The sequence below is a fragment of the Pseudomonas sp. LAMO17WK12:I1 genome, from assembly GCF_900177315.1.
GTDB lineage: Bacteria > Pseudomonadota > Gammaproteobacteria > Pseudomonadales > Pseudomonadaceae > Aquipseudomonas > Aquipseudomonas marginalis.
This window is the reverse complement of sequence record NZ_FWZV01000014.1, coordinates 18433-43678: the sequence shown is the minus strand read 5'-3', so window position 1 is coordinate 43678 and position 25246 is coordinate 18433. Positions and strand designations below refer to the sequence as shown.

The 25246-nt window shown below is 61.1% G+C and carries 29 protein-coding genes; 14 read left to right on the top strand and 15 right to left on the bottom strand.

The annotated features are described in order from the left end of the window. Positions 1–145: 145 nt before the first annotated feature. Entirely contained in the window at positions 146–538 is a 393-nt protein-coding gene (msrB, locus tag B9N88_RS24650; protein WP_027607002.1) for a peptide-methionine (R)-S-oxide reductase MsrB, read from the bottom strand. A 202-nt stretch (positions 539–740) separates the two neighbouring features. On the opposite strand from msrB, the gene B9N88_RS24645 reads away from it, so the two are divergent. Continuing rightward, positions 741–1952, top strand: coding sequence for a pyridoxal phosphate-dependent aminotransferase (locus tag B9N88_RS24645; protein ID WP_027607001.1), 1212 nt, complete (start codon positions 741–743; stop codon positions 1950–1952). A 303-nt stretch (positions 1953–2255) separates the two neighbouring features. Then, complete coding sequence (gene htpX / locus B9N88_RS24640) at positions 2256–3143, top strand: protease HtpX (RefSeq protein ID WP_027607000.1); 888 nt, start codon at positions 2256–2258, stop codon at positions 3141–3143. A gap of 53 nt (positions 3144–3196) precedes the next feature. Here htpX and B9N88_RS24635 read toward each other — a convergent pair whose 3' ends face one another. Further along, positions 3197–3853, bottom strand: coding sequence for a thiopurine S-methyltransferase (locus tag B9N88_RS24635; protein ID WP_027606999.1), 657 nt, complete (start codon positions 3851–3853; stop codon positions 3197–3199). A gap of 105 nt (positions 3854–3958) precedes the next feature. Here B9N88_RS24635 and B9N88_RS24630 point away from each other — a divergent pair, with 105 nt between their 5' ends. Beyond that, the gene (locus B9N88_RS24630) at positions 3959–4726 is read left to right on the top strand and encodes a DODA-type extradiol aromatic ring-opening family dioxygenase (protein WP_027606998.1); all 768 of its coding nucleotides are present in this window, start codon (positions 3959–3961) and stop codon (positions 4724–4726) included. 69 nt (positions 4727–4795) lie between these two features. Here the strand turns inward: B9N88_RS24630 and B9N88_RS24625 are convergent, their stop codons facing one another. Beyond that, positions 4796–6469 carry a DEAD/DEAH box helicase gene (locus B9N88_RS24625; RefSeq protein ID WP_027606997.1) on the bottom strand — a complete coding sequence of 558 codons (1674 nt, stop codon included), beginning with the start codon at positions 6467–6469 and terminating at the stop codon, positions 4796–4798. A 422-nt stretch (positions 6470–6891) separates the two neighbouring features. Between B9N88_RS24625 and B9N88_RS24615 the strand changes: the two genes are divergently transcribed. Then, the gene (locus B9N88_RS24615) at positions 6892–7683 is read left to right on the top strand and encodes a crotonase/enoyl-CoA hydratase family protein (protein WP_027606996.1); all 792 of its coding nucleotides are present in this window, start codon (positions 6892–6894) and stop codon (positions 7681–7683) included. A gap of 1 nt (position 7684) precedes the next feature. Here B9N88_RS24615 and B9N88_RS24610 read toward each other — a convergent pair whose 3' ends face one another. Further along, positions 7685–8440 carry a spermidine synthase gene (locus B9N88_RS24610; RefSeq protein ID WP_027606995.1) on the bottom strand — a complete coding sequence of 252 codons (756 nt, stop codon included), beginning with the start codon at positions 8438–8440 and terminating at the stop codon, positions 7685–7687. Positions 8441–8564: 124 nt separating this feature from the next. Here B9N88_RS24610 and B9N88_RS24605 point away from each other — a divergent pair, with 124 nt between their 5' ends. Then, complete coding sequence (locus B9N88_RS24605; protein ID WP_027606994.1) at positions 8565–9911, top strand: class II 3-deoxy-7-phosphoheptulonate synthase; 1347 nt, start codon at positions 8565–8567, stop codon at positions 9909–9911. A 61-nt stretch (positions 9912–9972) separates the two neighbouring features. On the opposite strand, the gene B9N88_RS24600 is transcribed toward B9N88_RS24605, so the two are convergent. Both B9N88_RS24600 and B9N88_RS24595 read right to left on the bottom strand, forming a co-directional pair. Then, positions 9973–11193, bottom strand: a complete 1221-nt coding sequence (locus tag B9N88_RS24600; protein ID WP_027606993.1) for a winged helix-turn-helix domain-containing protein — start codon at positions 11191–11193, stop codon at positions 9973–9975. Positions 11194–11238: 45 nt separating this feature from the next. Further along, on the bottom strand, positions 11239–11445 hold the full coding sequence (locus B9N88_RS24595) for a DUF1127 domain-containing protein (RefSeq protein WP_027606992.1): 207 nt from the start codon (positions 11443–11445) through the stop codon (positions 11239–11241). Positions 11446–11515: 70 nt separating this feature from the next. Here B9N88_RS24595 and B9N88_RS24590 point away from each other — a divergent pair, with 70 nt between their 5' ends. Further along, positions 11516–12397 carry a LysR family transcriptional regulator gene (locus B9N88_RS24590; protein ID WP_043293698.1) on the top strand — a complete coding sequence of 294 codons (882 nt, stop codon included), beginning with the start codon at positions 11516–11518 and terminating at the stop codon, positions 12395–12397. Here the strand turns inward: B9N88_RS24590 and B9N88_RS24585 are convergent. Then, entirely contained in the window at positions 12387–13136 is a 750-nt protein-coding gene (locus B9N88_RS24585) for a sulfite exporter TauE/SafE family protein (protein WP_027606990.1), read from the bottom strand. The two genes, B9N88_RS24590 and B9N88_RS24585, sit on opposite strands and share 11 nt — an antisense overlap. Before the next feature lie 108 nt (positions 13137–13244). Between B9N88_RS24585 and B9N88_RS24580 the strand changes: the two genes are divergently transcribed. From B9N88_RS24580 to B9N88_RS24565, 4 genes are all read left to right on the top strand, one after another. After that, a complete protein-coding gene (locus B9N88_RS24580; protein ID WP_027606989.1) occupies positions 13245–14195 on the top strand; it encodes a LysR family transcriptional regulator in 951 nt (316 codons plus the stop codon). 79 nt (positions 14196–14274) lie between these two features. Continuing rightward, positions 14275–14727 (top strand): MarR family winged helix-turn-helix transcriptional regulator, encoded by a 453-nt coding sequence (locus tag B9N88_RS24575; protein ID WP_027606988.1) that lies wholly within the window; start codon positions 14275–14277, stop codon positions 14725–14727. Positions 14728–14964: 237 nt separating this feature from the next. Further along, positions 14965–15384: an organic hydroperoxide resistance protein gene (locus tag B9N88_RS24570; protein ID WP_027606987.1), complete on the top strand. Its 420-nt coding sequence runs from the start codon at positions 14965–14967 to the stop codon at positions 15382–15384. Positions 15385–15411: 27 nt separating this feature from the next. Further along, positions 15412–16428 (top strand): alpha/beta hydrolase, encoded by a 1017-nt coding sequence (locus B9N88_RS24565; RefSeq protein ID WP_027606986.1) that lies wholly within the window; start codon positions 15412–15414, stop codon positions 16426–16428. A gap of 65 nt (positions 16429–16493) precedes the next feature. Here the strand turns inward: B9N88_RS24565 and B9N88_RS24560 are convergent, their stop codons facing one another. Both B9N88_RS24560 and earP read right to left on the bottom strand, forming a co-directional pair. Then, entirely contained in the window at positions 16494–17066 is a 573-nt protein-coding gene (locus B9N88_RS24560; RefSeq protein ID WP_003172723.1) for an elongation factor P, read from the bottom strand. Positions 17067–17114: 48 nt separating this feature from the next. Next, positions 17115–18248 carry an elongation factor P maturation arginine rhamnosyltransferase EarP gene (gene earP, locus B9N88_RS24555; RefSeq protein ID WP_027606985.1) on the bottom strand — a complete coding sequence of 378 codons (1134 nt, stop codon included), beginning with the start codon at positions 18246–18248 and terminating at the stop codon, positions 17115–17117. 132 nt (positions 18249–18380) lie between these two features. Here earP and B9N88_RS24550 point away from each other — a divergent pair, with 132 nt between their 5' ends. Together B9N88_RS24550 and B9N88_RS24545 are read left to right on the top strand one after the other, a co-directional pair. Beyond that, on the top strand, positions 18381–18749 hold the full coding sequence (locus tag B9N88_RS24550; RefSeq protein WP_027606984.1) for a hypothetical protein: 369 nt from the start codon (positions 18381–18383) through the stop codon (positions 18747–18749). Positions 18750–18754: 5 nt separating this feature from the next. Further along, the gene (locus tag B9N88_RS24545; protein WP_027606983.1) at positions 18755–19237 is read left to right on the top strand and encodes a GreA/GreB family elongation factor; all 483 of its coding nucleotides are present in this window, start codon (positions 18755–18757) and stop codon (positions 19235–19237) included. Positions 19238–19243: 6 nt separating this feature from the next. Here the strand turns inward: B9N88_RS24545 and cysB are convergent, their stop codons facing one another. The 5 genes from cysB to B9N88_RS24520 form a co-directional block, all read right to left on the bottom strand. Continuing rightward, a complete protein-coding gene (gene cysB / locus B9N88_RS24540; protein WP_003189876.1) occupies positions 19244–20218 on the bottom strand; it encodes an HTH-type transcriptional regulator CysB in 975 nt (324 codons plus the stop codon). 104 nt (positions 20219–20322) lie between these two features. Continuing rightward, positions 20323–20823 (bottom strand): universal stress protein, encoded by a 501-nt coding sequence (locus tag B9N88_RS24535; RefSeq protein ID WP_027606982.1) that lies wholly within the window; start codon positions 20821–20823, stop codon positions 20323–20325. Between the two features lie 53 nt (positions 20824–20876). Continuing rightward, complete coding sequence (locus B9N88_RS24530) at positions 20877–21794, bottom strand: 5'-nucleotidase (protein WP_027606981.1); 918 nt, start codon at positions 21792–21794, stop codon at positions 20877–20879. Between the two features lie 15 nt (positions 21795–21809). Continuing rightward, positions 21810–22763, bottom strand: coding sequence for a putative 2-dehydropantoate 2-reductase (locus tag B9N88_RS24525; protein ID WP_027606980.1), 954 nt, complete (start codon positions 22761–22763; stop codon positions 21810–21812). Then, complete coding sequence (locus B9N88_RS24520; RefSeq protein ID WP_027606979.1) at positions 22760–23146, bottom strand: thioredoxin family protein; 387 nt, start codon at positions 23144–23146, stop codon at positions 22760–22762. The genes B9N88_RS24525 and B9N88_RS24520 overlap by 4 nt, the downstream gene beginning before the upstream one ends. On the opposite strand from B9N88_RS24520, the gene B9N88_RS24515 reads away from it, so the two are divergent. Next, on the top strand, positions 23145–23579 hold the full coding sequence (locus B9N88_RS24515; protein WP_027606978.1) for a PilZ domain-containing protein: 435 nt from the start codon (positions 23145–23147) through the stop codon (positions 23577–23579). The genes B9N88_RS24520 and B9N88_RS24515 overlap by 2 nt on opposite strands. Before the next feature lie 130 nt (positions 23580–23709). Next, positions 23710–24786: a 3-deoxy-7-phosphoheptulonate synthase gene (locus B9N88_RS24510; protein ID WP_027606977.1), complete on the top strand. Its 1077-nt coding sequence runs from the start codon at positions 23710–23712 to the stop codon at positions 24784–24786. Between the two features lie 77 nt (positions 24787–24863). Here B9N88_RS24510 and B9N88_RS24505 read toward each other — a convergent pair whose 3' ends face one another. Then, on the bottom strand, positions 24864–25145 hold the full coding sequence (locus B9N88_RS24505) for a GNAT family N-acetyltransferase (protein WP_027606976.1): 282 nt from the start codon (positions 25143–25145) through the stop codon (positions 24864–24866). Positions 25146–25246: the final 101 nt, after the last annotated feature.

The following is a 25246-nucleotide window of genomic DNA, read 5'->3' as shown; positions in this document are numbered from 1 at the left end:
GCAGTGCCTCGATAAGGGAGAAAGAGGATGAAACATAGTAGGCAATTCAATTGCGTGCAATTTAATTGACCGCACTGATGACACCTCATCAACATTTTCCAGGAGCGAACGTGCTCGCCCCTGGAGAGGCCAGTCGCCGTTCAATCTAACGAGGAACAAGCTCCAGGCACACCGAGTTGATGCAATACCGCAGCCCCGTCGGCGGCGGACCGTCCGGGAACACATGGCCCAGATGCGCATCGCATTGGGCGCAGGTGACTTCGGTGCGAATCATGCCGTGGCTGACGTCACGGATCTCGATCATTGCGCTGTCGGCGATCGGCGCGTAGAAACTCGGCCAGCCGCAGCCGGAATCAAACTTGGTGGTCGAATCGAACAGTGGCGCATTGCAGCAGATGCAGTGATACACGCCATCGGTCCGGGTCTCATTGTACTTGCCGCTGAAAGGACGCTCGGTGCCCTTGAGACGGCACACGTTGTACTGCTCCGGATCGAGCATTGCCTTCCATTCTTCAACGGTTTTCTGCAACTTTTCCATCGGTACACCTCGGCAACTGAAAAAGCCTGATCTGTATCTTTTCCATGGATCAGGCGGCACGTATGATTGCGCCTCTTCAAAACGCCAGTCTGGCACCCGCGCTACCGGCATTCAAACGTATTTATGGGTGCGGGCCTTGCAGCATTCACAGTACGGTAGTGCCCACACCGTCTGGATCGTTCATTTTCAGGATCACATCGCCATGCAGGTCAGCAAATCGAACAAGCTCGCCAACGTCTGCTACGACATTCGCGGCCCGGTGCTCAAGCACGCCAAGCGCCTGGAAGAGGAAGGCCATCGCATCCTCAAGCTGAACATCGGCAACCCGGCGCCCTTTGGTTTCGAAGCGCCGGATGAAATCCTCCAGGATGTGATCCGCAACCTGCCCACCGCCCAGGGCTACAGCGACTCCAAGGGCCTGTTCAGCGCGCGCAAGGCCGTGATGCAGTACTACCAGCAGAAGCAGGTCGAAGGCGTCGGCATCGAAGACATCTACCTGGGTAATGGCGTGTCCGAGCTGATCGTGATGTCCATGCAGGCCCTGCTCAACAACGGCGACGAAGTGCTGGTGCCAGCACCCGACTACCCACTGTGGACCGCCGCCGTGACCCTGGCCGGCGGCCACCCGGTGCATTACCTGTGCGACGAGGGCGCCGACTGGTTCCCGGACCTGGCCGACATCAAGGCCAAGATCACGCCGAACACCAAGGCCCTGGTGATCATCAACCCGAACAACCCCACCGGTGCGGTGTACTCCAGGGAAGTGCTGCTGGGCATGCTCGAGCTGGCACGCCAGCACAACCTGGTGGTGTTCTCCGACGAGATCTACGACAAGATCCTCTACGACGATGCGGTGCATATCTGCACCGGTTCCCTGGCGCCGGACCTGCTGTGCCTGACCTTCAACGGCCTCTCCAAGTCCTACCGCGTGGCGGGCTTCCGCTCCGGCTGGATCGCGATTTCCGGGCCCAAGCACAATGCCCAGAGCTACATCGAAGGCATCGACATGCTGGCCAACATGCGCCTGTGCGCCAACGTGCCGAGCCAGCACGCAATCCAGACCGCCCTCGGCGGCTACCAGAGCATCAATGACCTGGTCCTGCCCCAGGGCCGCCTGCTGGAACAGCGCAACCGTACCTGGGAGCTGCTCAATGCAATCCCGGGCGTGAGCTGCGTCAAGCCCATGGGCGCGCTGTACGCCTTCCCGAGGATCGACCCGAAGGTCTGCCCGATCCTCAACGACGAGAAATTCGTGCTCGACCTGCTGCTCTCGGAAAAGCTGCTGGTGGTCCAGGGCACGGCGTTCAACTGGCCGTGGCCGGATCACTTCCGAGTGGTGACCCTGCCCCGCGTGGATGACCTGGACATGGCCATTGGCCGTATCGGCAATTTCCTCAAGTCCTATCGCCAGTAACCGACGTGGCGCTGTACGACCGGCATTCGGTCGTACAGCGATTATCTGGCAACACTTCTCTGGCTATGCACATTCCCCGTACTGCATTTGCGTTTCTACATCCACAAGCCCCTGTAGTTACGGGCCCGTAAGGCAAAAAATAGCTTTTCACGGGTAGTATTCATCATCGGAAAATCCCTTCAAGGCTCTACATTCAGGCTGTAGGACACAGTTTGAAATAGTCGCTCGGTTGAATCACCCCAAGCCGCACCTTATATACCCCGCAGTACGCGACATATTAAGCATGAGGAGAACTCTACAACCATGATGCGCATCCTGCTGTTCTTGGCTACCAACCTGGCGGTCGTGCTGATTGCCAGCATCACCCTGAGCCTTTTCGGCTTCAACGGGTTCATGGCGGCCAACGGGGTTGATCTGAACCTCAATCAGCTGCTGATTTTCTGTGCGGTCTTTGGTTTTGCCGGTTCGCTGTTCTCGCTGTTCATCTCCAAGTGGATGGCGAAGATGAGCACCAGCACCCAGATCATCACTCAACCACGCACCCGCCATGAACAATGGCTGATGCAGACCGTGGAGCAGTTGTCTCAGGAAGCAGGTATAAAAATGCCAGAGGTCGGGATTTTCCCTGCCTACGAGGCCAACGCCTTTGCGACGGGCTGGAACAAGAACGACGCCCTCGTGGCGGTCAGCCAAGGGCTGCTCGAGCGCTTTTCACCCGATGAGGTGAAGGCGGTCCTCGCGCACGAGATCGGCCACGTAGCCAACGGCGACATGATTACCCTTGCGCTGGTGCAGGGCGTGGTGAACACCTTCGTGATGTTCTTTGCGCGGATCATCGGCAACTTTGTCGACAAGGTGATCTTCAAGAACGAAGGCGGCCGCGGGATCGCCTACTTCGTAGCGACCATCTTTGCCGAAGTGGTGCTGGGTTTCCTGGCCAGCGCGATTGTGATGTGGTTCTCGCGCAAACGAGAGTTCCGTGCAGACGAAGCCGGCGCGCGCCTGGCTGGCACCAGTGCAATGATCAGTGCGCTGCAGCGCCTGCGCTCCGAACAGGGCCTGCCGGTGCATATGCCCGACAGCCTGACCGCCTTTGGCATCAACGGTGGTGTCAAGCAGGGCCTGGCTCGCATGTTCATGAGCCACCCGCCGCTGGAAGAGCGTATCGACGCGCTGCGTCGTCGGGGCTGATACCCGGTAATGCAAAAGGGGCGATTGGATCGCCCCTTTTTTGTGCGCGGGTTTTACCCCTTGGTGAGCCGATAAACGCGCTCTTCAAGACACGTGACACCGTCCTGCACGAACTTCCAGCTCTCACCCAGGATATCCTGGGCTTCGAGCACCTCCAGGCGCCACTGCAAACCCAGCAGCACCTTCACCTCATCATCCGGCACCGCAAAGGGCGGGCCGGCTTTTTGCGTCTGGTCGTAGTCCAGGGTGATCAGCAGTCCCTGGCAGCCTGGCCGCAACAGGCTGTTCAACTGCTCGGCGTACTGCGCGCGCATCAGCGGCGGCAGGGCGATCAGTGCGGCACGGTCGTAGAGCGCCGTGCAGTCAGCCAGTGCCCCGGCATCCAAGGCAAAGAAATCGCCGCACCATATTTCGATCAAATCAGCCTGGTACACCTTGAACACGCCGTGCCGAGTGATGCGCGGCGTCAGGTTCTGCTCGCTGAAAAAGGCTTCTACCGCCTGCTCCGACAGCTCAACGCCGAATACGTGATAGCCGTTGCTGGCCAGCCACATCAGGTCCAGGCTTTTACCACACAGCGGCACCAGCACCTTGGCGCCCTGGGCAAGGCCAAGCACAGGCCAATACCGCAGCAGGTAAGGATTGACCTCGGGCAGGTGAAAGCCAATCTGATTGCGCGCCCAGCGCTCCTGCCAAAATTTGGGCTCCATGGAATCACCTCCGAAAATTCGATCAAAAAGCGCTAAAACTTATATTAGATTTAGATCAATGATCTGATTGAAGATGGGCCCATGTTAAACCTCAGGACCTTCCTTATGTTGCCCAGCCTGTTTATCTCCCACGGATCGCCCATGCTTGCCCTGCAACCCGGCGCCAGCGGCCCCGCCCTGCAGCGCCTGGCCGCTGAACTGCCGCGGCCGAAGGCAATTGTGGTGGTGTCGGCACATTGGGAAAGCCAGGAACTGCTGGTCAGCGGCAGTGCCGCGCCCGAGACCTGGCACGACTTCGGCGGTTTCCCCCGGGAGCTGTTCGCCGTGCAGTACCCGGCACCGGGCGACCCGCAATTGGCCGGCGAAATTGTCGAACTGCTTCATGCCGACGGCTTGCAGGCGCGAATCGATGAGCGCCGCCCGTTTGACCATGGCACCTGGGTGCCGCTCTCGCTGATGTACCAGGCAGCGGATATTCCAGTGGTGCAAGTCTCCTTGCCCAGCCACATGGGCCCTGCCCTGCAAACCCGCATCGGGCATGCCTTGGCCGGCTTGCGCGAACGGGGCGTGCTGTTGATCGGCTCCGGCAGCATCACCCATAACCTGGGGGAGCTGAACTGGCAGGCCGGACCTGAGAGTATCGAGCCTTGGGCACGCGACTTCCGTGACTGGATGGTGGAGACACTCGCCGCCAACGACGAGGCGGCCTTGCATGATTACCGTCGCCAGGCGCCCCACGCCGTGCGCAGCCATCCCAGCGATGAACATTTGTTGCCGCTGTACTTTGCGCGCGGCGCCGGGGGTGACTTCAGCGTTGCACACCAGGGGTTCACCATGGGCGCGCTGGGTATGGACATCTACCGCTTCGGTTAACAGCGGACAAAAAAAATCCCCGAACCAGTCGGGGATTTTTTATGTGCGATCAATCAGCCCAAGGGCGGATCAATCTTCGCGGTAGCGACGCAACTTCAATTGCTTGCCGGCAACGCGGGTGTCTTTCAGCTTGGTCAGCAGTTTTTCCAGACCGTCTTCCGGCAGCTCCACCAGGGAGAAGCTGTCACGGACCTGGATGCGACCGATGGCTTCACGTGCCAGGCCACCCTCGTTGAGGATAGCGCCCAGCAGGTTCTTGGCAGCGATACCATCACGTGCGCCCAGCGCGGTACGGCAACGGGCACGGCCTTCTGCCAATGGAACCGGAGCGCGACGCTCACGATCACCACGGTCCGGACGGTCGCCGGTACGCTCTGGACGATCACCGCGTGGCGCGTTGTTCGGCACCAGTGGGCGCTCTTTCTCGATGGCCGCCAGGGTCAGGGCCTGACCGTTGGTAGCCTTGCGCAGCAGGGCTGCAGCCAGGGCACGCGGGGTGCAACCGATATCGGCGGTCAGGCGGTCCAGCAGGTCGCCGTGGGTCGATTCAGCGTCAGCCACCAGCGGCGACAGGCTGTTGGTCAGTTTCTTGATGCGGGCATCGAGAACGGCCTGGGCATCCGGCAGGCGGACTTCGGCGACTTTCTGACCGGTTACACGCTCGATCACTTGCAGCATGCGGCGCTCACGTGGCGTCACCAGCAGCAGTGCACGACCTTCGCGACCGGCACGGCCGGTACGGCCGATACGGTGAACGTAGGATTCCGGATCGTAAGGCATGTCAACGTTGAACACGTGGGTGATACGCGGAACGTCGAGACCACGAGCCGCTACGTCGGTCGCCACAACGATGTCCAGACGGCCATCCTTGAGGGAGTCGATCACGCGCTCACGTTGGTTCTGGGCGATGTCACCGTTCAGCGCAGCGGCTTTGTAGCCTTTGGCTTCCAGGGCACTGGCCAGGTCCAGGGTCGCTTGCTTGGTACGCACGAACATGATCAGGGCGTCGAAGTCTTCGACTTCCAGCAGGCTCAATACAGCCGAGGTCTTCTGGTCAGCGTGAACCAACAGGTGAGCCTGTTCGATCGCGGTAACGGTCTGAGTCTTGGTCTGGATCTTCACGTGTTGCGGATCGCGCAGGTGGCGTTCGGCAATGGCACGGATCGACTGTGGCAGAGTGGCCGAGAACAGGACGGTCTGACGGGTCGGAGGCAGTGCCTTGAAGATGACTTCCAGGTCATCCATGAAGCCCAGCTTCAACATTTCGTCGGCTTCGTCCAGAACCAGGTGGTTCACGGTCGACAGGACTTTCTCGTCGCGACGCAGGTGGTCGCACAGACGGCCCGGGGTGGCCACGACGATCTGAGCGCCATTACGGATGGCCTTCAGTTGCGGGCCCATCGGCGCGCCGCCGTAGACGGCAACAACGGTAACGCCTGGCATTTGCTTGGCGTAGGTTTCAAAAGCGGTTGCTACTTGCAGCGCCAACTCACGCGTTGGCGCCAGGATCAGGGCTTGCGGCTCGCGCTTGGCAGGATCGATGCAGTGCAGGATAGGCAGGGCGAACGCGGCGGTTTTACCGGTACCGGTTTGCGCCTGGCCAATCATGTCCTGGCCGGCCATGATGATCGGGATCGATTGCTGCTGAATCGCCGAAGGTTCTTCGTAGCCGGTCGCGATGACGGCAGCGAGAATGTTCGGGTTAAGATTAAAAGCGGCGAAGCCGCCGGTTTCCTGGGTCATGGGTCTGCCTCTAAGTGCATCCGCAAAGACCCATGCTCCAAAGCTGCGCATGCCGTGTTGAGACTCAAGAGTCGCCCTGGCTGCTTTGTCGGCGGGGATTTGCGAAAACGAATGAATGAAAAAGATTCGTCAAGGGAGAGTCCGCTGTGCGGACGTGCAGCCGAAGCTGACTTCGGGGAATTGCGCTACCTAAACGCGGCCCGGTTAAAGGCCGGCGCGCACTATACCGGAAATACCTGAAAAAGGGAGCTTTTTTTATCGCCAGGCGCCGATAAACCGCGCTGCATCACAGTCTTTGCAGATAAGCGCGGCAGGGTCTATTTTTCAAAGGCCCGGCCCTGCTGGTCATAACGCTTAAACGGTTCACCTTGCATCGAGACCCTTTGGTCTGAAACCCTTCATTGCGCCCGAGGGCACACCCGATGAATCAAACCAGCAGCAGCCGCGTCAGCCGTGAACTCCAGGGCCATGTCCTGCTGTTGGGACTGGATCGGGTCGCCAAGCGCAACGCCTTTGACCTGGACCTGCTCAATGAACTGAGCCTGGCTTATGGCGAATTTGATCGAAATGACGAAGCACGGGTGGCCGTAGTATTTGCCCACGGAGACCACTTCACCGCCGGCCTGGACCTGGCCAATGTCAGCGCCGTGATGGCTGGAGGCTGGCAACCGCCCCTGGGCGGTTGCGATCCCTGGGGCGTTTTCGCCGGCCCCAGGGTCAGCAAACCGGTGATCGTCGCGGCCCAGGGCTACTGCCTGACCATCGGTATCGAGTTGATGCTCGCGGCGGATATCAACCTGTGCGCGAGCAATACCCGCTTTGCGCAGATGGAAGTGCAACGTGGGATTTTTCCGTTTGGAGGCGCGACATTGCGCTTTCATCAGATCGCCGGCTGGGGCAACGCCATGCGCTGGCTGCTCACCGGCGATGAGTTCGACGCCCATGAAGCCCTGCGCCTGGGCCTGGTGCAGGAAGTCATGGCCAGTGAAGACCTGCTGCCCCGCGCCATCGAACTCGCCAGCCGCATCGCGCGCCAGGCGCCGCTTGGCGTCCAGGCCACCTTGATGTCGGCCCGCCTGGCACACATGGAAGGCGAAACCGTTGCCGCCGCCGCGCTGCCGCCGATGGTGGATAAATTGCTGAACAGCGAGGATGCCAAGGAAGGCGTGCGGGCGATGGTCGAGAAGCGGCCGGGGGTGTTCAAGGGCATCTAGCTTATGTAGCCGGACGAATCGCCTTGATCAACGCCTGCAACGAGTAACCCAGACGCGGCGCCAACAACTCAGCCCGAGCAGAAAGCGCCTCCATATCCAGCGCCTGGTCCAGCTCCGAAGGCACCAACAGGATCACATTGCCCTCCTTCACCGGCAGTTCCCAATAATGCCGGTGGTACAAACCACGCAGCAGCGCCGCGCCCAAGGGTTTGCCATCGTCGGTGGCCCACTGGTTGATCACCAGCCAACCGCCGGGGTTGAGTTTCTTCTGGCAGTTTTCCAGGAAGGTCCAGGCCAGGTGTCCGACGCCGGGACCGACATCCGTGTAGAGGTCGACGAAAATCAGGTCCGCCGATTCAGCGCTCTCCAACAGTTCCAAGGCGTCGCCGATGCGGATATACAGGCGCGGATCATCATCCAGCCCCAGGTATTCGATGGCCAGGCGCGGCACATCGGGGCGCAGCTCGATGGCTTCGACATCCTCCAGCGGCAGGAACTTGAGGCACGCCTGGGTCAAGGTGCCAGCTCCCAGGCCGAGGAACAGTGCGCTCTCCGGCTGCTCATGGCACAACGCGCCGATCAGCATCGCGCGGGTGTAGTCGTACTCCAGCCAGCTCGGGTCAGCGGTGAACACGCAGCTTTGCTCGATGGCGTCGCCAAACTCGAGAAACCGGTAATCGGCCACCTCGAGAACACGAATCATGCCGAAATCATCATGGACTTCGGCCAGCAGGCGCTCGACACGCTCCTCGCTCATCACTACTCCTAAAGGGGTTACCCCACGGCAAAGGCGCGATTGTCGGCCAACCGGCGGCAACAGGTCACGCACTAATTGCTGATAACATTGGCGCCCGACCGTCAACCACCCAATCGAGTTCATGATGAGCCAACCCTGGAGCCCCGACAGCTGGCGCGCCCTGCCAATCCAGCAACAACCCCAGTACCCGGACGCTGCGCACTTGTTGCAAGTGGAGCAGAGCCTGGCCAGCTATCCGCCGCTGGTGTTTGCCGGGGAAGCCCGCGAGTTGCGCCGTCAGTTTGCCGAGGTGACCCAGGGTCGCGCGTTCCTGCTGCAAGGTGGCGACTGCGCCGAGAGCTTTGCCGAGTTCTCCGCCGCAAAAATCCGCGACACCTTCAAGGTGCTGCTACAGATGGCAATCGTGATGACCTTCGCCGCCGGCTGCCCGGTGGTGAAAGTCGGGCGCATGGCCGGCCAGTTCGCCAAGCCGCGCTCGGCCAACGATGAAACCCTCGACGGCATCACCCTGCCCGCCTACCGTGGCGACATCGTCAACGGCATCGGTTTCGACGAAAAAAGCCGTGTGCCGGACCCGGACCGCCTGCTGCAGTCCTACCACCAGTCCACCGCCACCCTCAACCTGCTGCGCGCCTTTGCCCAGGGCGGTTTTGCCGACCTGCACCAGGTGCACAAGTGGAACCTGGACTTTATCGCCAACTCCGCCCTGGCGGAAAAATACAGCCAGTTGGCCGACCGCATCGACGAAACCCTGGCCTTCATGCGCGCCTGCGGCATGGACAGCTCGCCACAGTTGCGCGAAACCAGCTTTTTCACCGCCCATGAAGCGCTGCTGCTCAACTACGAACAAGCCTTCGTGCGCCGCGACAGCCTGACCAACGACTACTACGACTGCTCGGCCCACATGCTGTGGATCGGCGACCGCACCCGTCAGTTGGATGGCGCCCATGTCGAATTCCTGCGCGGGGTGAACAACCCGATCGGCGTGAAGGTCGGCCCGAGCATGAACCCGGACGACCTGATCCGCCTGATCGACATCCTCAACCCCGACAACGACCCCGGCCGCCTCAACCTGATCGCGCGCATGGGCGCAGGCAAAGTCGGCGACCACCTGCCCAAGCTGATTCGCGCGGTGCAGCGCGAAGGCAAGCAGGTGCTGTGGAGCTCCGACCCGATGCACGGCAACACCATCAAGGCCAGCAGCGGCTACAAGACCCGCGACTTTGCGCAGATCCTCGGCGAGGTCAAGGAGTTCTTCCAGGTGCACCAGGCCGAGGGCACGTATGCCGGCGGGATTCATATCGAGATGACCGGGCAGAACGTCACCGAGTGCATCGGCGGCGCGCGGCCGATCACCGAAGATGGCTTGTCGGACCGTTACCACACCCACTGCGACCCAAGGATGAACGCCGATCAGTCGCTGGAGTTGGCATTCCTGATTGCCGAGACGTTGAAGCAGGTCAAACGCTAGCAGACGTTTGGAAAATAGGGCTTGTAGTGACAAGCCCGCTCGCCACGAAAGTACCTTCCTCCTACACGCGCAGCATGGCTAACCGCAACCGGTCGGCACTCGGCCGCTGGCAATTGAGCTGCACCTGTTCCAGCCCCAGCCAGTCGGCCATTTGCCGCAGGTTCAGGGCCAGCGCCTGCATCCCCTCATCATCCAGCCCCGGCTCCTCTTCGTGCACCCCATGCACGGCCAGGCGCCCGTTGGCGCGTTCGGCCCGCAGGTCGATACGTGCAGCGATCCGCTCGTTGTGCAAAAACGGCAGCACGAAGTAGCCGTACACCCGTTTGTGTTGCGGGGTGTAGATCTCCAGGCGGTAGCGGAAATCGAACAGGCGCTCGGTGCGGCTGCGCTCCCAGACCAGCGAGTCGAAGGGCGACAGCAGTGCGCTGGCCGACACCTTGCGTGGCACTTTTGGCCCGGGCAGGCAGTATGCTGCCTGCTTCCAGCCTTGCACCTGGCACACCTGCAATTGCCCGTCCTCGACCAATTCCGCCAGGCGACTGCGACTGTCGGCGGGGTCAAGGCGGAAGTAGTCGCGCAGGTCTTTTTCGGTGCCTACACCCAAGGCGGTGGCGCTGTGCAGCAACAGGCCACGCTGGGCCTCGGCCTCGGTCAACGGCGTCTGCTGGAGGATGTCAGCCGGGATGACGCGCTCGGGCAAGTCATACAGCCGCTCGAAACCACGCCTGCCGGCAACGGTCACCAGGCCGGCGGCGAACAGCCACTCAAGCGCGTGCTTTTCATCGCTCCAGTCCCACCAGGGTCCGGCTCGCTCTTCGCGGGTCGACAAACTGCCCGCGCCCAGCGCGCCCTGCTGTTCGACAGTCTGCAAAACGCGCTGGATCGTGGCCTGTTGCTCACGACCGAAGCGCGCCATCTGCGAATAGATGCCCCGTCCCTGCTGCGCCCGCTCCATACGCCAACGCATCAAGGGATACAACGCCATCGGCAGCAACGAGGCCTCGTGCCCCCAATACTCAAACAGCGAACGCCGCCGGCCCTGGCTCCAGGCCGCCTGTTCAAGCATCAACGGCGAGTAACCGCCCAAGCGGGAAAACAGCGGCAAGTAATGAGAGCGCACCAGCGCATTGACCGAATCAATCTGCAACACGCCCAAGCGCTCGATCACGCGGTTGATGTGCGCAGCTTTTATCAGTACGGGCGCCTGGCGCCCGGAAAATCCCTGGGCCGCCAGCGCCATGCGCCGAGCTTGCTTGAGGGAAAAAGACAGGTCGGCGGCCATGAGGTTCTCCATGTGGGCTCGCCAACCACCCTACTGCATCCGGGGTCATTTTCGCAGCGGGTCTTGCCAGAAATGCAGATGGCGATCCTGCTCAACGTCGCCGCGATTGAGCCCGATGTCCTTGAGCGCATCATCGCTCAAGCTGGCCAGGACCTGGCGTTCCCCATGCCGCGCCTGCCAACGGGCAATCCTGTGAAACAGCCCGGAAAACGGACGTTTTGCCATCAACACAAAGCCTCTTTGACCTTTCATCTTCTCGCCCTCCAATGGGGATGACGCGAGTGTGAGCCTGGCCTTATGATCAATCCAACGAATGTTTCTTATGCAATACATCTCGGAGATTGATCAATTGTCCGACTACCCGAGCATCGACACTGAAGTGCTGCGCACCTTCGTCGCCATCGCCGACCAGGGCGGTTTCACCCGCGCCGGTGAACGGGTCAACCGCACCCAATCGGCGGTGAGCATGCAGATGAAGCGCCTGGAAGAAGACGTGCTGCAGCGCAAACTGTTCGAGCGCGATGGCCGGCAAGTGCGGCTTACCCCCGAGGGCCAAGTGCTGCTGGGCTACGCGCGGCGCATCCTGAAATTGCACAGCGAAGTGTTCAACACCCTGCGCGAGCCGCATATGGTGGGGCTGGTACGCATCGGTACACCGGATGACTACGTGATGCGCTTCCTGCCGGGGATTCTCCAGCGGTTTTCCAAGGCATACCCGCTGATCCAGATTGAGATGCACTGCGAGGCGTCCACGGTGCTGATGCAGCGCCGGGACCTGGCCCTGACCGTGATCAGCCGAGAGCCCGGGAATGATGTCGGGGAACTGTTGCGTTCCGAACGCATGGTATGGGCCGCAGCACCGTGCTTTTGCGTAGACGAGCACGACGCCCTGCCCCTGGCGATTTCCGGTGCTGACTGCCTTTACACCCAGTGGGCCCTGGGGGCACTGGATTCGGTCGAGCGCAGTTATCGCCTCGCCTATCACAGCACCAATGGGGCGGCGATCCAGGCAGTCGTCAGCGCGGGCTTGGCGGCCATGGTCAGCATGGAAAGCCTGGTGACTGCAGACCTGCGCATACTCGGCAGCGAGGAAGGGCTACCGCCCTTGCCGTCAATGAACCTGCGTTTGCTGCGTAACCCCCTGATGGCCTCACCGATCACCGATTGCCTGGCGGAGTACATCCTCGAAGGCTTCAGACTTTAAAGGTCAGCATTACCGCACACAGCACCAGGAAGCCGCAGAACAGGCCGCGCAACAGCCTTTCCGGCAGGGCGTGGGCGACTTTCACGCCCCAACTGATACTGAGCAGGCCACCGACAGCCAGGGGGATGCCGATCAGCCAGTCCACTTCGTGGTGCCAGGCATAGGTGACCAGGGTCACCCCGGTACTGGGCAGGGCCAAGGCCAGGGACAAGCCCTGGGCGACCACCTGGGTGGTGCCGAACACACTGGTCAGTACCGGCGTGGCCACCACCGCGCCGCCCACCCCAAACAAACCGCCCATGGAACCGGACGCCGCGCCCAACACGCCAAGCCAGGGCCAGGAATAACGCATGTGTGCCGTCGGCGGTGCATTGCGCGTGAACATGCGCAGCAGGTTGTAAGCCGAAAGCGTCAGCAGGAACACGATAAAGCCGATGCGCATGGCGCCTGCATCCAGCCCCACAGCCCAGATCGAGCCGAGCCAGGCAAAGCTGAAGCCCATGATGCCCAACGGCAGGGCGTGGCGCAGTTCGATGCGATTGCGCTGGTGGTAACGCCACAGGGCCAGCATCACGTTCGGCACCACCATCACCAGCGCCGTGCCTTGGGCAAGTTGTTGGTCCAGGCCGAACCATACGCCGAGGACCGGGATCGCAATCAGCCCACCGCCAATACCAAACAGGCCACCGACCGTGCCGAGGGCCACGCCCAATACCAGATACACCGCTAAATCCAACACCGCTCGCTACTCCACATTCCCAGGCCCTGCATGCTACGCAGTCGACCCTGGCGCGGAAACGCACAGCAACGCACAATGGCTGTGCCAATCTCGCATAAGCGCGCATCGATGAATCCCAACACGCTGACCGATCAACTGAGCCTGTTTCTCGATGTACTGGAAACCGGCAGCTTTTCTGCCGCAGCCCGTCGCCATCCGCTGACCCCTTCGGCGGTGGCGCGGCGCATCGACAGCCTGGAAAGCTCCGTGGGCAGCCGCCTGTTCCAGCGCAGCACTCACGCGGTGGTGCCAACCCCGGCGGGCCTGGCCTTCGCCGAGCGGGCACGACGGATTGTCAGCGAGCTGCAACTGGCGCGGGCGGAAGCGGTCTCCTTGAGCCATGCGCCCGAGGGCTTGATCCGCGTGGACGCACCGGCAGCGTTTGGGCGACGGCATCTGGCGCCCGTGATCGCCGACTTCCTGAATGTGTACCCGGGCTTGGATGTGCACCTGCATCTGATCGACAGCTTTGTCGATATGCAGGGCGCGCACTTGGGCAAGGTCGACCTGGTGCTGCGCGCCGGGCATATCGTCGATACCCGGCTGATCGCCACGCCCCTGGCCAGTATCGTGCGCATCGCCTGCGCCAGTCCGGCCTACCTGAAAAGCCGTGGCACCCCGGCCCACCCTCGCGAATTGAGCGAGCATGACGGCCTGGACTGGGACGGCCTGGCGCCGATGTTCGCGTGGCGCTTCGAGTTGGACGGGCGACGTGCAACGTATCGCCCGCGGCGCATCCGCATGAGCGCCAACAACGCTGAAGCGCTGTTATCGGGCGCTCTCGCCGGGCTGGGGATCGCCCACCTCCCCACCTGGCTGGCCAGTGAGTACCTGGTGCGCGGCGAGTTACTGCCGCTGTTTTGCCAAGACGGCCTACCCACCCCGGAGACCACCGGGATCTATGCACTGCGCCTGGAACAGCAGCCCAATGCGCGCAGCCGGTTGCTGCTGGAATACCTCAAGTCCCGATTCAGCCCCGTGCCGCCTTGGGATCTGGCACTGCAGAACGGACTGGTCTGACCACCCGCACAGAATTATCTGGCGCATTAAAGATTTGCTCGCTAGATTCCAGGCAGACACGCTTTTTTGAGGCACCACCATGAGCAAAAATCCCGCCCCGTGCGAATCCCTGTTGCTGGACAACCAACTGTGTTTCGCCCTGCACTCCACGTCGCTGCTGATGACCAAGGTCTACAAACCGCTCCTGCAAGCCCTCGGCCTGACCTACCCGCAGTATCTGGCCATGATGGTGCTGTGGGAAGAAGATGGTTTGACCGTCGGAGAAATCAGCAGCCGCCTGCTGACCGACCCGGGCTCCCTGACGCCCCTGCTCAAGCGCCTGGAAGCCGAAGGCCTGCTCAGCCGCACCCGCAGCCGTGAAGATGAGCGCGTGGTGGTGGTGGAACTGACCGGCGCCGGGCGTGCCTTGCAGGAAAAGGCCATGGGCATTCCACAGTGCATTCTCGGCGCCAGCGGTTTGGAGCTGGACCAATTGCGCAAGCTGCAGGCTGACTTGCTTGCGTTGCGGGGCAACCTGCAGAACGCGATCTGAACACGGCAAAACACTCAACCTGTGGGAGGGGGCTTGCTCCCGATGACGGTTTATCAGTCGACGAATCTTTTGACTGAAACACCGCTATCGGGAGCAAGCCTCCTCCCACACTGGTTTGCAGCGACTGAAAAAATATTTATACATTTATCTTGCGCGCTAAACATTAGCGCTATACATTTGCCTCACCAACTAATTAGCGCGCAAAACTTTAGCGCTAAAAACCAAGAGGACGACACCATGCAAACGCTCTATACCGCAGTAGCCACCGCCACCGGCGGCCGTGATGGTCGCGCTGTTTCCAGCGACAATATCCTCGACGTCAAACTCTCCACTCCCAAGGAGTTGGGCGGCGCCGGCGGCCAGGCCACCAATCCGGAACAACTGTTTGCCGCCGGTTACTCGGCCTGCTTTATCGGCGCCCTGAAATTCGTCGCCAGCCAGACCAAACGCAAAATCCCGGATGATGCCTCGATCACTGCCCACGTCGGCATCGGCCAGATCCCTGGCGGTTTCGGCCTGGATATCGACCTGCACGTCAGCCTGCCAGGCCTGGCCGAGGACGATGCGCAAAGCCTGGTCGACGCCGCGCACCAAGTCTGCCCGTACTCCAACGCCACCCGTGGCAACGTCGATGTGCGCCTGCACGTAACCGTCTAACCACTGCCGCTGTCACTGGAGAAGAACATGAACACATTTGCCAACGTGCTGACCGGCAGCCTGCTCGCCCTGTCCGTCACTCACGCGTTTGCCGCCAATGGCGACGTTGAACACAGTACCCAGGCCTTCCTGGATGCGTTGAACGCCGGCACCGGCAAACCGATGGAACAACTGACACCCACGCAAGCCCGTGCCGTGCTGACGGGCGCCCAGGCCGGTGTGAAGTTGACCCTGCCCAAGGCGGACGTGAGCCAGAAGACCATTCAGGTCGATGGCCAGCCGCTGGACCTGACCATCGTGCGGCCAGCCGGGGTCAAGGGCACATTGCCGGTGTTCATGTTCTTCCACGGTGGCGGCTGGGTGTTGGGGGATTACCCGACCCACGAGCGCCTGGTGCGCGATCTGGTGGCGGGTTCGGGGGCCGTGGCGGTCTTCGTCAACTACACGCCTTCACCGGAAGCCCGCTATCCGGTGGCGATCAACCAGGCCTACGGCGCAACCAAGTGGGTCGCCGAGCATGGCAAGGACATCAACGTCGACGGCAAACGCCTGGCGGTCGCGGGCAATAGTGTCGGCGGCAATATGGCAGCCGTCGTCAGCCTGATGGCCAAGGACAAGGGCACACCTGCGATCAAGTTCCAGCTGCTGTTATGGCCGGTGACCGATGCCAACTTCGAGACGGCGTCCTACAACCAGTACGCCGAAGGGCACTTCCTCACCAGGAACATGATGAAGTGGTTCTGGGACAACTACACCACCGACGCCAATCAGCGCGCCGAGATCTACGCCTCGCCGCTGCGGGCGACCGCGGATCAGCTCAAGGGCTTGCCGCCCGCGCTGATTCAGACCGCCGGTGCCGACGTGTTGCGTGACGAAGGCGAAGCCTATGCGCGCAAGCTGGACCAGGCCGGGGTTCCAGTGACCGCCGTGCGCTATAACGGCATGATCCACGACTACGGCTTGCTCAATGTGGTCAGCCAGGTACCAGCGGTGCGTTCGGCCTTGCTGCAGGCATCCGACGAGCTCAAGCAACACCTGAAGTAAAAAAGCAGCGCCCACGAAAAAGCCCGACGCTAGGTCGGGCTTTTTTCGTATCGGCGGGGCCGGAATTACTTCTTGGCGCGACCTTTGTACGAACCACCTTCGCGGGTGTCGATCTCGATCAGGTCGTCGATTTCGATGAAATCGGCTACTTGCAGTTCGGTACCGTTGCTCAGCTTGGCAGGCTTCATTACTTTGCCCGAAGTGTCACCGCGAGCGGAACCTTCGGTGTAGGCAACCTTACGCACGATAGTGGTCGGCAGCTCTACGGAAACCAGGCGCTCTTCGAAGAAAATAGCTTCGCAGACGTCTTCCATGCCTTCTTCGATGAACGGCAGAACGGCTTCGATATCTTCAGCGTTCAGCTCGTACATGGTGTAGTCGGTGGTGTCCATGAACGTGTAGGTGTCGCCGCTGATGAAGGACAGGGTCGCTTCCTTGCGGTCGAGGATCACGTCGTCCAGTTTGTCATCGGCGCTGTAGACGATCTCGGTCTTGTAACCGGTCAGCAGGTTCTTCAGCTTGGTCTTCATGATTGCGCTGTTACGACCAGACTTGGTGAACTCAGCTTTCTGAACCAGCCAAGGGTCGTTTTCGAGACGGATCACTGTACCGGGTTTCAGTTCTTTACCAGTTTTCATTGCGTATATCCGAAATTTGGATGGGATTACAAAAATCAAGGTCGCGTATCATATCCAACTTTCATAAAACTGTACCAGCGCCGTCGCAAGATCGGCCTGCAAGCCTTGTTCCAGACACCACGTCTGCGCGTGCTGGCTTAACTCAGGCCAGTGCGCCAGCAGCATTTTCCACGCTTGTGCCATATCGCCATCAGTGTTCCAGGCTTGCCAGAGCTCGACCAGGGCAGCCTTTGCGGCCGGTGACAGGGCGGCGGTGTACAGGTCCAGGAAGGCGTCGAGCTTGTCCAGGTGGATGTCTTCGTCCTGGCGATAGATGTGCCACAGCAGCGGCCGCCCGGCCCATTGGGCGCGCACGAACGAGTCTTCGCCTCGCACGGCGTTGAAGTCACAACACCACAGCAGGCGGTCATATTGCTCCTGGCGCACAAACGGCAGCACCTGCACGGTCAGGGCGTTGCGTTGATGGACGTCCCCCACCGCCAGGCCTTCGACACCGAGCCAATGCTGTACATCACCGAGGATGCGCCCTTCCGGCACCAAGAGATGAGTGGTGTGCCCGTCGGTCGAAAGTGCATCCAGCCAACTGGCCAGCCCGGCGTTTTCGTAGGCGAACAACGAGATCAGCCGCGCACCCGGTGCCGGAAACACACCCAAGTCTTGCAGGAATTGCCGCTGTGCAGCGGCATCCTGCTGAAACGCCTGACGCTGTTCCAGCAACCCGGCCTCGCGTAACAACCCGCCCGTACCGGGTCGGAACCCTGGGAAAAAGAAGTACTTCTGCACGCCCTTGAACTTCACCGACGGCAACCGATGGCACCCCACTACCCAGTCTTCGGCACTGAGGTAATCCAGGTTCATCCACAACGGCGTGCGTTCACGCGCGGCCATGGCTTCCATGTAGTCAGGCGGCAACTGGCAGGCGAAGGCGGCGATCACCACATCGGCTGCCGGTGCGCTCGACCACACGGCCGGCCAATGGCGCACATCGACACCCTCTTGCCATTGCTGGTCCAGGCGCACATCAATCTCGGGGCACATACGCTCGAAGGCGCGCAGGTCGTCGACCCACAAGCGCACCTCGCAGCCCTGCTCCGCCACCAATTGCCGGGCCAGGCGCCAGGTCACGCCGATGTCGCCATAGTTATCGACGACGCTGCAAAAAATATCCCAGCGGGCTTTCATTCCGCGCTCCAACGCTCAAAGGCTCGATTGTCCGCATAAATGCGCCAATGCAGAAGGCTTGATCGCGATTATTCTGCACAGTGGCTGTGCGACAATCGCCGCCATGCCGTTAATGCCTGCCAGGAGGCCATCATGTCCGATCGCTCGTTGTCGCTGCCCAAGCTCACGCTCGCCATTGCCCTGGGGGTGTGGCTGGGATTTATCGCCATTGCGCTGACCAGTTGGCTGGCGTCGCGCTACCTGTTCCCGCAAAGCCTGGCGCCTGTAGCCCAGGCCGTTGAGCAACTGGGTAAACCCGCACCGGTTGCGCCGGAGCCGCCGAACCGTATGTTCGAGCAATATCAACAGAACCTGCAGAAGCATGAACAACAGCAGGCCCTGGACCAGGCCCGCAATAACGCACGCAACCTGTCCAACCCAAAATGCCAGTTCTGGCTGCAGCAGGACCAGAACGCACCGAATGAAAAGAGCCGGGCCAATGTCCTGCAATTCTGCGATTGATGACCATGAATAAACACGCCGTTCACCAGCTGATCCTGGAAAAACTCACCGTCGACCTCGACATCGCCCAGCGCGCCGCGCAGACCGCCTACGAAACCGCGACCCACGAAGAAAATATCGCCGAAAACAAATACGACACCCTCGGGCTGGAGGCGTCTTACCTGGCAGCCGGGCAAGCCAGGCGCGTCGAGGAAATCAAGCAGGCGCTGGCGCTATGCCAGAACCTGCCACTGCGTGCGTACGATGATCAACGTGGCATAGAAGTCGGCACATTGCTGGGCCTGGAAGACGAGAACGGCCGCCAGCAGTGGCTGTTCCTGGCACCGGATGCGGCGGGTTTGAAGGTGGACGTGGTCGGGCAACCGGTGACCGTCATCACCCCGCGTTCACCCTTGGGCAAAAGCCTGCTGGGCAAGTTCGAAGGTGATGAGGTGGAGATTCTGGTGGCAGGCGCCCGGCAACACTTTACGGTTACCGAGGCCAAGTAACCCCCCTTAATGGACGGGCAATTCCACGCCGTCGAACAGCTCTTCCAGTTCCTGCTTGTTGTGGCACTGGATTGCCTTGGCCATGACTTCGCGGGTCAGGTGCGGGGCGAACTTCTCGATGAAGTCGCACATGAAGCCCCGCAGGAAGGTGCCACGGCGGAAGCCGATCTTGGTCACACTGGACTCGAACAGCTCGCTGGCATCCAGCACCACCAGGTCTTTATCGAGGTTGGTATCGACGGCCATCTTGGCGACGATGCCCACGCCCAGGCCCAGGCGCACATAGGTCTTGATGACGTCGGCGTCGGCGGCGGTGAACACCACTTTCGGCGTCAGGCCACGATGGCTGAAGGCTTCGTCGAGCTTGGAGCGGCCGGTGAAACCGAAGACGTAGGTGACGATCGGGTATTCGGCCAGGGCTTCCAGGGTCAGCTTCGGCAACTTGGCCAATGGGTGGCCCTGGGGCACGACGACGCAACGGTTCCAGCGGTAGCACGGCATCATCACCAGGTCACCGAACAGCTCCAGGGCTTCGGTGGCGATGGCGAAATCGACGGTGCCGTCGGCGGCCATCTCGGCGATCTGCATCGGCGAGCCTTGATGCATGTGCAGCGCCACGTCCGGGTATTGCTTGATGAAATCGCGGATCACCGGCGGCAATGCGTAACGCGCCTGGGTGTGGGTCGTGGCAATCGACAAGGTGCCTTTCTTCTCGTTGGAGAATTCCTGGGCGATCTGCTTGATGCTCTCGACTTTGCGCAGGATCTCGCCGGCGGTGGTGATGATGCGTTCACCGGCCGGGGTGACACGGGTGAGGTGCTTGCCGCTGCGCGCGAACACTTCGACGCCCAGCTCGTCTTCGAGCAGGCGGATCTGCTTGCTGATACCGGGTTGGGAGGTGTAAAGGCTTTGAGCGGTAGCGGAAACGTTGAGGTCGTGGTGCGCCACTTCCCAGATGTAGCGCAGTTGTTGAAGCTTCATATGTGTCCCTCAAAGCAGATAGACGCCACGGGTATCAGCGACGGTATATAACTATATTAAAGGTTTGACGGATAAATCTAGAACTTTTTATCGTTTTTTACCCATCACACGTCATCACTGCGTCGACGCTGTAACGCAGGCACCAGGTAAACCGGCACGCTAGACAACTGCAGCACCCGTGCGGCGGTGCGCCCAAGCGGTGTGGCGGCCGCCGTGGCATGGCTGTGGCTGCCGACGATCAACAGGTCGACGGACAATTTGCGCAACTGCTCGAGTATCACTTCGCAGGGGTCGCCCTGAATCACCCGTACCGAGCGAATCAGTTCCAGGTCCTGGCCCTCGTCCCCCAATTCTTCGCGAAAACTGTCCAGCACCCGCTGCTCGATGGTCGCCATGACAGTGCTCAGCCCCTGGCTCTGCCATTCACTCAAGGCCTTCTCATCAAGGTAGCTCTGCAACACCGATTCGGCGAACAACCCGATGGGCTCGACCACATGAATCACATCCAGGTCAGCCTTGAACGTTCGTGCCAGCGCCAGTGCATGTTGCATCACATACGGCGCATACAGACCGAGGTCTGTGGCGTACAGCATCGAACGAATCATAAAACCTCCCGGACGGCCAGGATGGAGGAGATTGAATGAGCTTAGCAGCGCGCCTAGGTCTCGGCCTGAATCCTCACCTCGTTACTGATGCCATGGGGCACATGCCCGGTGGCCACCACCTCCCTGGCTTTCTCGCAGTGACCGGCCTGGTCATCGAAAAACACATCCGCGGCAAACGCCTCCAGGAAGGCGGACTTTTCCAGGCCGCCGAGAAACAGTGACTCATCCAGGCGGATGTCCCACTCACGCAAGGTCCGGATCACCCGCTCGTGGGAAGGCGCCGAACGGGCGGTGACCAAGGCTGTGCGGATCGGGCAGGCCTCGTCTGGAAACTCACGCTGCAACAAGTTGAGTGCCGCCAGGAAACCCTTGAACGGGCCACCGTGCAAAGGCTGGCGTGCCGACTCGCGCTCGCTGGCCTGGAACGCCTCCAGCCCACCGGCCTGGTACACGCGCTCCGACTCATCGGAGAACAGCACCGCGTCACCGTCGAAGGCGATCCGCAGCTCTTCGCTGGACGCCCGGCGCGGACCGCCCGACAGAATCGTCGCGGCGGCAAAGCCGGCATCGAGGGCGCTGCGTACATCTTCAGCATGGGTGGACAGAAACAGGTGACAGCCAAACGCTGCCAAATAAGGATAAGGACTACGCCCACCGACAAAGGCTGCGCGGGAAATATCCAGGCCGTAATGCTGGATGGAATTGAACACGCGCAAGCCGGTGTCGGCACTGTTGCGCGACACCAGCACCACCTCGACCCGAGCACGGCCCAGGCTGGCATTGAGGCTCAGCAGCTTCTTGACCAGCGGAAAGGCGTCACCGGGCTCGAGGATCTCTTCCTCGTGTTCGATCTGGTATTTACGGTAGGCCTCCACCCCTTGGGCAAGGTAGACCTTGTGGCTGTCGCTCAGGTCGAACAGGGCCCGCGAGGAAATCGCCAGCACCAGTTTGTCGCCCAATCCCTTTGCCATGGTACGTCCCCCGAATCAGCGGTTATGCCGATCAATAAAGCTCAAGGCCTGGTACAGCGCCTGCATTCGTGGCAATTCGCAACCTGCGGCCTTGGCGGCAGCGAGCGGTCGCCCATAGATCGCCGCCAGTTCCAGCGGGCGTTTATGTATATGGTCGTGGTACATGCTGGGCAGGTAATCGTCCATGGTTTCCGTCATGGCGAACATCTGCTCGGCGTAACTGTCGGGGATTTCATGACCGCAGGCATGGGCGCCCTGCACCACTTCGGCCATCAGCGCCTGGATCAGCTCGCGGCTGGATTCGTCCGCCATCATTGCCGTGGTACCCGTTCCCAACAGTACGGAGAGGCCATTGTAAGGCACGTTCCACACCAGCTTGTGCCAGCGGGCCTGATGCACATTGGCCATGGTCTGGGACTCGATGCCGGCCTTATGAAACAACGCGGCACCGGCTTCGACAATAGCCTTCTGACGGGCCTCATCGTTGGCGGCCGTGCCGCTGTGGTAGCCCAGGTTGACCCGGCCCAACGCCTGATGTTCGACGACGCCAGGCGCGGAGCGGTGTACGCCGATGTAGCACAGCCCGCCCAGTAGATGCAGGGATGGCGGCAGGTGTTCACGCAGACTGTCTTCGACATCCAGGCCGTTTTGCAGCAACACCACCTTGGCGTCCGGCGCCGCGACCTGGGCGAGGGTCGGGGCCAGCTCGACATTGCCGGTGGACTTGGTGCCCACCAGCAACCAATCGCACGGCGGCATGTCGGCGGCATGGGCGTAGGCCTGCACCGGGCGCAGTTGCAGGTTGCCATGCACACGGCTATTGACGCGCAGGCCGTGCTCGCTGACCGCCGCGTATTCGCTGCGCAGCAGGAAGTGCACGTCGAAGCCCGCGCGTGCCAGCATCACGCCATAGAAGCCACCGATGGCGCCGGTGCCGATAATGCCGATACGTGGCGACTGTACTGTCATGGCAGTTCCTCCGGAGTGCGGCTAAGTGCTTGGTCAATGGTTTCGGTCAGGTCAGAAAGCGTAAGACGTGTCTGTATTTGCCCGAGGAACTGACCCTCGCACACCACGAACAACGCCGGCAAATGAAAGATCTGGTAGCGTTCGACCGCACCGCCATTGTGCCCGGCATCCACCCAGCACACGCGGTCCACCGGCAAACGCCAGCCCGGCAACTGCTGGCGTGCCCAACGGCAGCTGGAACACCCCACGCTGGTGAACACCACCAGCGAAATACCTGGCAATCCCAGCAATTGCTGGTCAATATCCAGGTCGGTCAATTCCAGTTCCTTCACTATACTGCTGCCACCGCCGTCAACTGGACGGTGCTCGGAGTCCGTGTACATGGGTCGTTTTTTACCTCACCCTGATGATGTCGCTGTCGAGTTAATCCAACGCCCCTCTCCCGCCATCCCCCGCCAACGCCTGCACACTATCGGACTGGGCGGCGTTGCCTGCAATTGGCCCCGCCCATGGCGCCAGGGCACGGCCGTTGACCTGCACATTCCCTCCCTGGGCGCCACGGCCCGCTATCCGGGGTATGTGGCGTGGTGTCGCAAGGTGGAAAACGGCTACCGCGTGGGCATTTCGTTTACCGATGAACATGCGTTGTTCGGTGCGCGAATGGGTGAACAAGCATGCCGGATAGAGCGCTACTGCCGCCAGCACGAAGATGCCGAGCCCACCCCGCAGCAACTCGAAGCCCTGGCCCGTGAGTGGGTGGCGCGCCATGCCGGCGAGTTCGCCCACGAGACGTTTGTGCGACCAGCGCTGGATTAAAGCGGGCTTTGCCCATTGTCGCGGGCCCGTGTTACGCGCTAAGGTTCCTCCCCCCTGCATTCAAATCATGCTGTGCCCGCCGCACGGGGATGGCTGGCGGCCGGCACCCGTGACCCTGGCGAGTAACACGATGGCTGATTTACCGATCAATGACCTAAACGTCGAATCCAACGAGACCCTGATCACACCCGATCAGCTCAAGCGCGAAATCCCTCTGAGCGACGCTGCCCTGCAGACCGTCACCAAGGGCCGCGAAGTCATCCGTGACATTCTCGATGGCACCGACCACCGCCTCTTCGTCGTGATCGGGCCTTGCTCGATCCACGACCTCAAGGCTGCCCACGAATACGCCGAGCGCCTCAAAGTGCTGGCGGCGGAAGTGTCCGACACCTTGTACCTGGTGATGCGCGTGTATTTCGAGAAGCCGCGTACCACCGTGGGCTGGAAAGGCTTGATCAACGACCCGTACCTGGACGACTCGTTCAAGATCCAGGACGGTTTGCACATCGGTCGCAAATTGCTGCTGGACCTGGCCGAAATGGGCCTGCCCACCGCCACCGAAGCCCTCGACCCGATCTCCCCGCAGTACCTGCAGGACCTGATCAGCTGGTCGGCCATCGGCGCGCGCACCACCGAGTCGCAGACCCACCGCGAAATGGCATCCGGCCTGTCTTCGGCCGTAGGCTTCAAGAACGGCACCGACGGCGGCCTGACCGTGGCGATCAACGCGCTGCAATCGGTCTCCAGCCCTCACCGTTTCCTGGGTATCAACCAGGAAGGCGGCGTCTCCATCGTCACCACCAAGGGCAATGCCTACGGTCACGTGGTGTTGCGCGGCGGCAATGGCAAGCCCAACTATGACTCGGTCAGCGTGGCGCTCTGCGAGCAGGCGCTGAACAAGGCCAGGATCAAGCCGAACATCATGGTCGACTGCAGCCACGCCAACTCCAACAAGGACCCGGCGCTGCAGCCGCTGGTGATGGAAAACGTCGCCAACCAGATCCTCGAAGGCAACCAGTCGATTATCGGCCTGATGGTCGAGAGCCACCTGAACTGGGGCTGCCAGGCGATTCCAAAGGACCTGGCCGACTTGCAGTACGGCGTATCGATCACCGATGCCTGCATCGACTGGTCCGCCACCGAGAACACCCTGCGCAGCATGCACGCCAAGCTCAAGGACGTATTGCCGAAACGCAAACGCAGCTGAACCTGTATCTGAAGGGTGCGCACACAAAAACGCCGGGCTGAGCCCGGCGTTTTTCATGCTGCATTTTATGTTGTGCGTTATAGCTTCGCGGCATGGCGCTGGTGGCGCTCCATGTAGCGTTCGACATAGGAACACGACGGGATCACCGTGTAGCCTTGCTCTTCGGCAAACTTCAACGCTTCCTCGGTCAACGCGGCAGCAATGCCACGGCCGCGCAGTGCGTTGGGCACGAAGGTCCGATAGATGTCCAGGGTCTGCTTCCCGAGGTCCATATAGGTCAGATAGGCACGATGACCGTCCACATTGGTCTCGAACTGATGACCAGCCTGGTCATGGTGGATGGACAACGCCTCGCTCATCACTACTCCTCGCGGGTCTTGGATTCTGACCCCTACCTTACCGATGTTTTTCCGGCGAAGGAACATCTACGCCACCCCGTGCCGGTTTCGACAACGAGAAA

Coding starts and splice junctions, on each gene's coding strand:
- B9N88_RS24530 (WP_027606981.1), bottom strand. CDS start 21,794: ATGGCAAAGGGATTGGGCGACAAACTGGTGCTGGCGATTTCCTCGCGG.
- B9N88_RS24595 (WP_027606992.1), bottom strand. CDS start 11,445: ATGAAAGGTCAAAGAGGCTTTGTGTTGATGGCAAAACGTCCGTTTTCC.
- B9N88_RS24580 (WP_027606989.1), top strand. CDS start 13,245: ATGAATCCCAACACGCTGACCGATCAACTGAGCCTGTTTCTCGATGTA.
- B9N88_RS24525 (WP_027606980.1), bottom strand. CDS start 22,763: ATGACAGTACAGTCGCCACGTATCGGCATTATCGGCACCGGCGCCATC.
- B9N88_RS24550 (WP_027606984.1), top strand. CDS start 18,381: ATGTCCGATCGCTCGTTGTCGCTGCCCAAGCTCACGCTCGCCATTGCC.
- B9N88_RS24510 (WP_027606977.1), top strand. CDS start 23,710: ATGGCTGATTTACCGATCAATGACCTAAACGTCGAATCCAACGAGACC.
- B9N88_RS24635 (WP_027606999.1), bottom strand. CDS start 3,853: ATGGAGCCCAAATTTTGGCAGGAGCGCTGGGCGCGCAATCAGATTGGC.
- B9N88_RS24645 (WP_027607001.1), top strand. CDS start 741: ATGCAGGTCAGCAAATCGAACAAGCTCGCCAACGTCTGCTACGACATT.
- B9N88_RS24610 (WP_027606995.1), bottom strand. CDS start 8,440: ATGAGCGAGGAGCGTGTCGAGCGCCTGCTGGCCGAAGTCCATGATGAT.
- B9N88_RS24605 (WP_027606994.1), top strand. CDS start 8,565: ATGAGCCAACCCTGGAGCCCCGACAGCTGGCGCGCCCTGCCAATCCAG.
- B9N88_RS24575 (WP_027606988.1), top strand. CDS start 14,275: ATGAGCAAAAATCCCGCCCCGTGCGAATCCCTGTTGCTGGACAACCAA.
- B9N88_RS24615 (WP_027606996.1), top strand. CDS start 6,892: ATGAATCAAACCAGCAGCAGCCGCGTCAGCCGTGAACTCCAGGGCCAT.
- B9N88_RS24630 (WP_027606998.1), top strand. CDS start 3,959: ATGTTGCCCAGCCTGTTTATCTCCCACGGATCGCCCATGCTTGCCCTG.
- B9N88_RS24625 (WP_027606997.1), bottom strand. CDS start 6,469: ATGACCCAGGAAACCGGCGGCTTCGCCGCTTTTAATCTTAACCCGAAC.
- earP (WP_027606985.1), bottom strand. CDS start 18,248: ATGAAAGCCCGCTGGGATATTTTTTGCAGCGTCGTCGATAACTATGGC.
- B9N88_RS24570 (WP_027606987.1), top strand. CDS start 14,965: ATGCAAACGCTCTATACCGCAGTAGCCACCGCCACCGGCGGCCGTGAT.
- B9N88_RS24600 (WP_027606993.1), bottom strand. CDS start 11,193: ATGGCCGCCGACCTGTCTTTTTCCCTCAAGCAAGCTCGGCGCATGGCG.
- cysB (WP_003189876.1), bottom strand. CDS start 20,218: ATGAAGCTTCAACAACTGCGCTACATCTGGGAAGTGGCGCACCACGAC.
- B9N88_RS24545 (WP_027606983.1), top strand. CDS start 18,755: ATGAATAAACACGCCGTTCACCAGCTGATCCTGGAAAAACTCACCGTC.
- B9N88_RS24590 (WP_043293698.1), top strand. CDS start 11,516: ATGCAATACATCTCGGAGATTGATCAATTGTCCGACTACCCGAGCATC.
- B9N88_RS24515 (WP_027606978.1), top strand. CDS start 23,145: ATGGGTCGTTTTTTACCTCACCCTGATGATGTCGCTGTCGAGTTAATC.
- B9N88_RS24520 (WP_027606979.1), bottom strand. CDS start 23,146: ATGTACACGGACTCCGAGCACCGTCCAGTTGACGGCGGTGGCAGCAGT.
- msrB (WP_027607002.1), bottom strand. CDS start 538: ATGGAAAAGTTGCAGAAAACCGTTGAAGAATGGAAGGCAATGCTCGAT.
- B9N88_RS24565 (WP_027606986.1), top strand. CDS start 15,412: ATGAACACATTTGCCAACGTGCTGACCGGCAGCCTGCTCGCCCTGTCC.
- B9N88_RS24560 (WP_003172723.1), bottom strand. CDS start 17,066: ATGAAAACTGGTAAAGAACTGAAACCCGGTACAGTGATCCGTCTCGAA.
- B9N88_RS24535 (WP_027606982.1), bottom strand. CDS start 20,823: ATGATTCGTTCGATGCTGTACGCCACAGACCTCGGTCTGTATGCGCCG.
- htpX (WP_027607000.1), top strand. CDS start 2,256: ATGATGCGCATCCTGCTGTTCTTGGCTACCAACCTGGCGGTCGTGCTG.
- B9N88_RS24505 (WP_027606976.1), bottom strand. CDS start 25,145: ATGAGCGAGGCGTTGTCCATCCACCATGACCAGGCTGGTCATCAGTTC.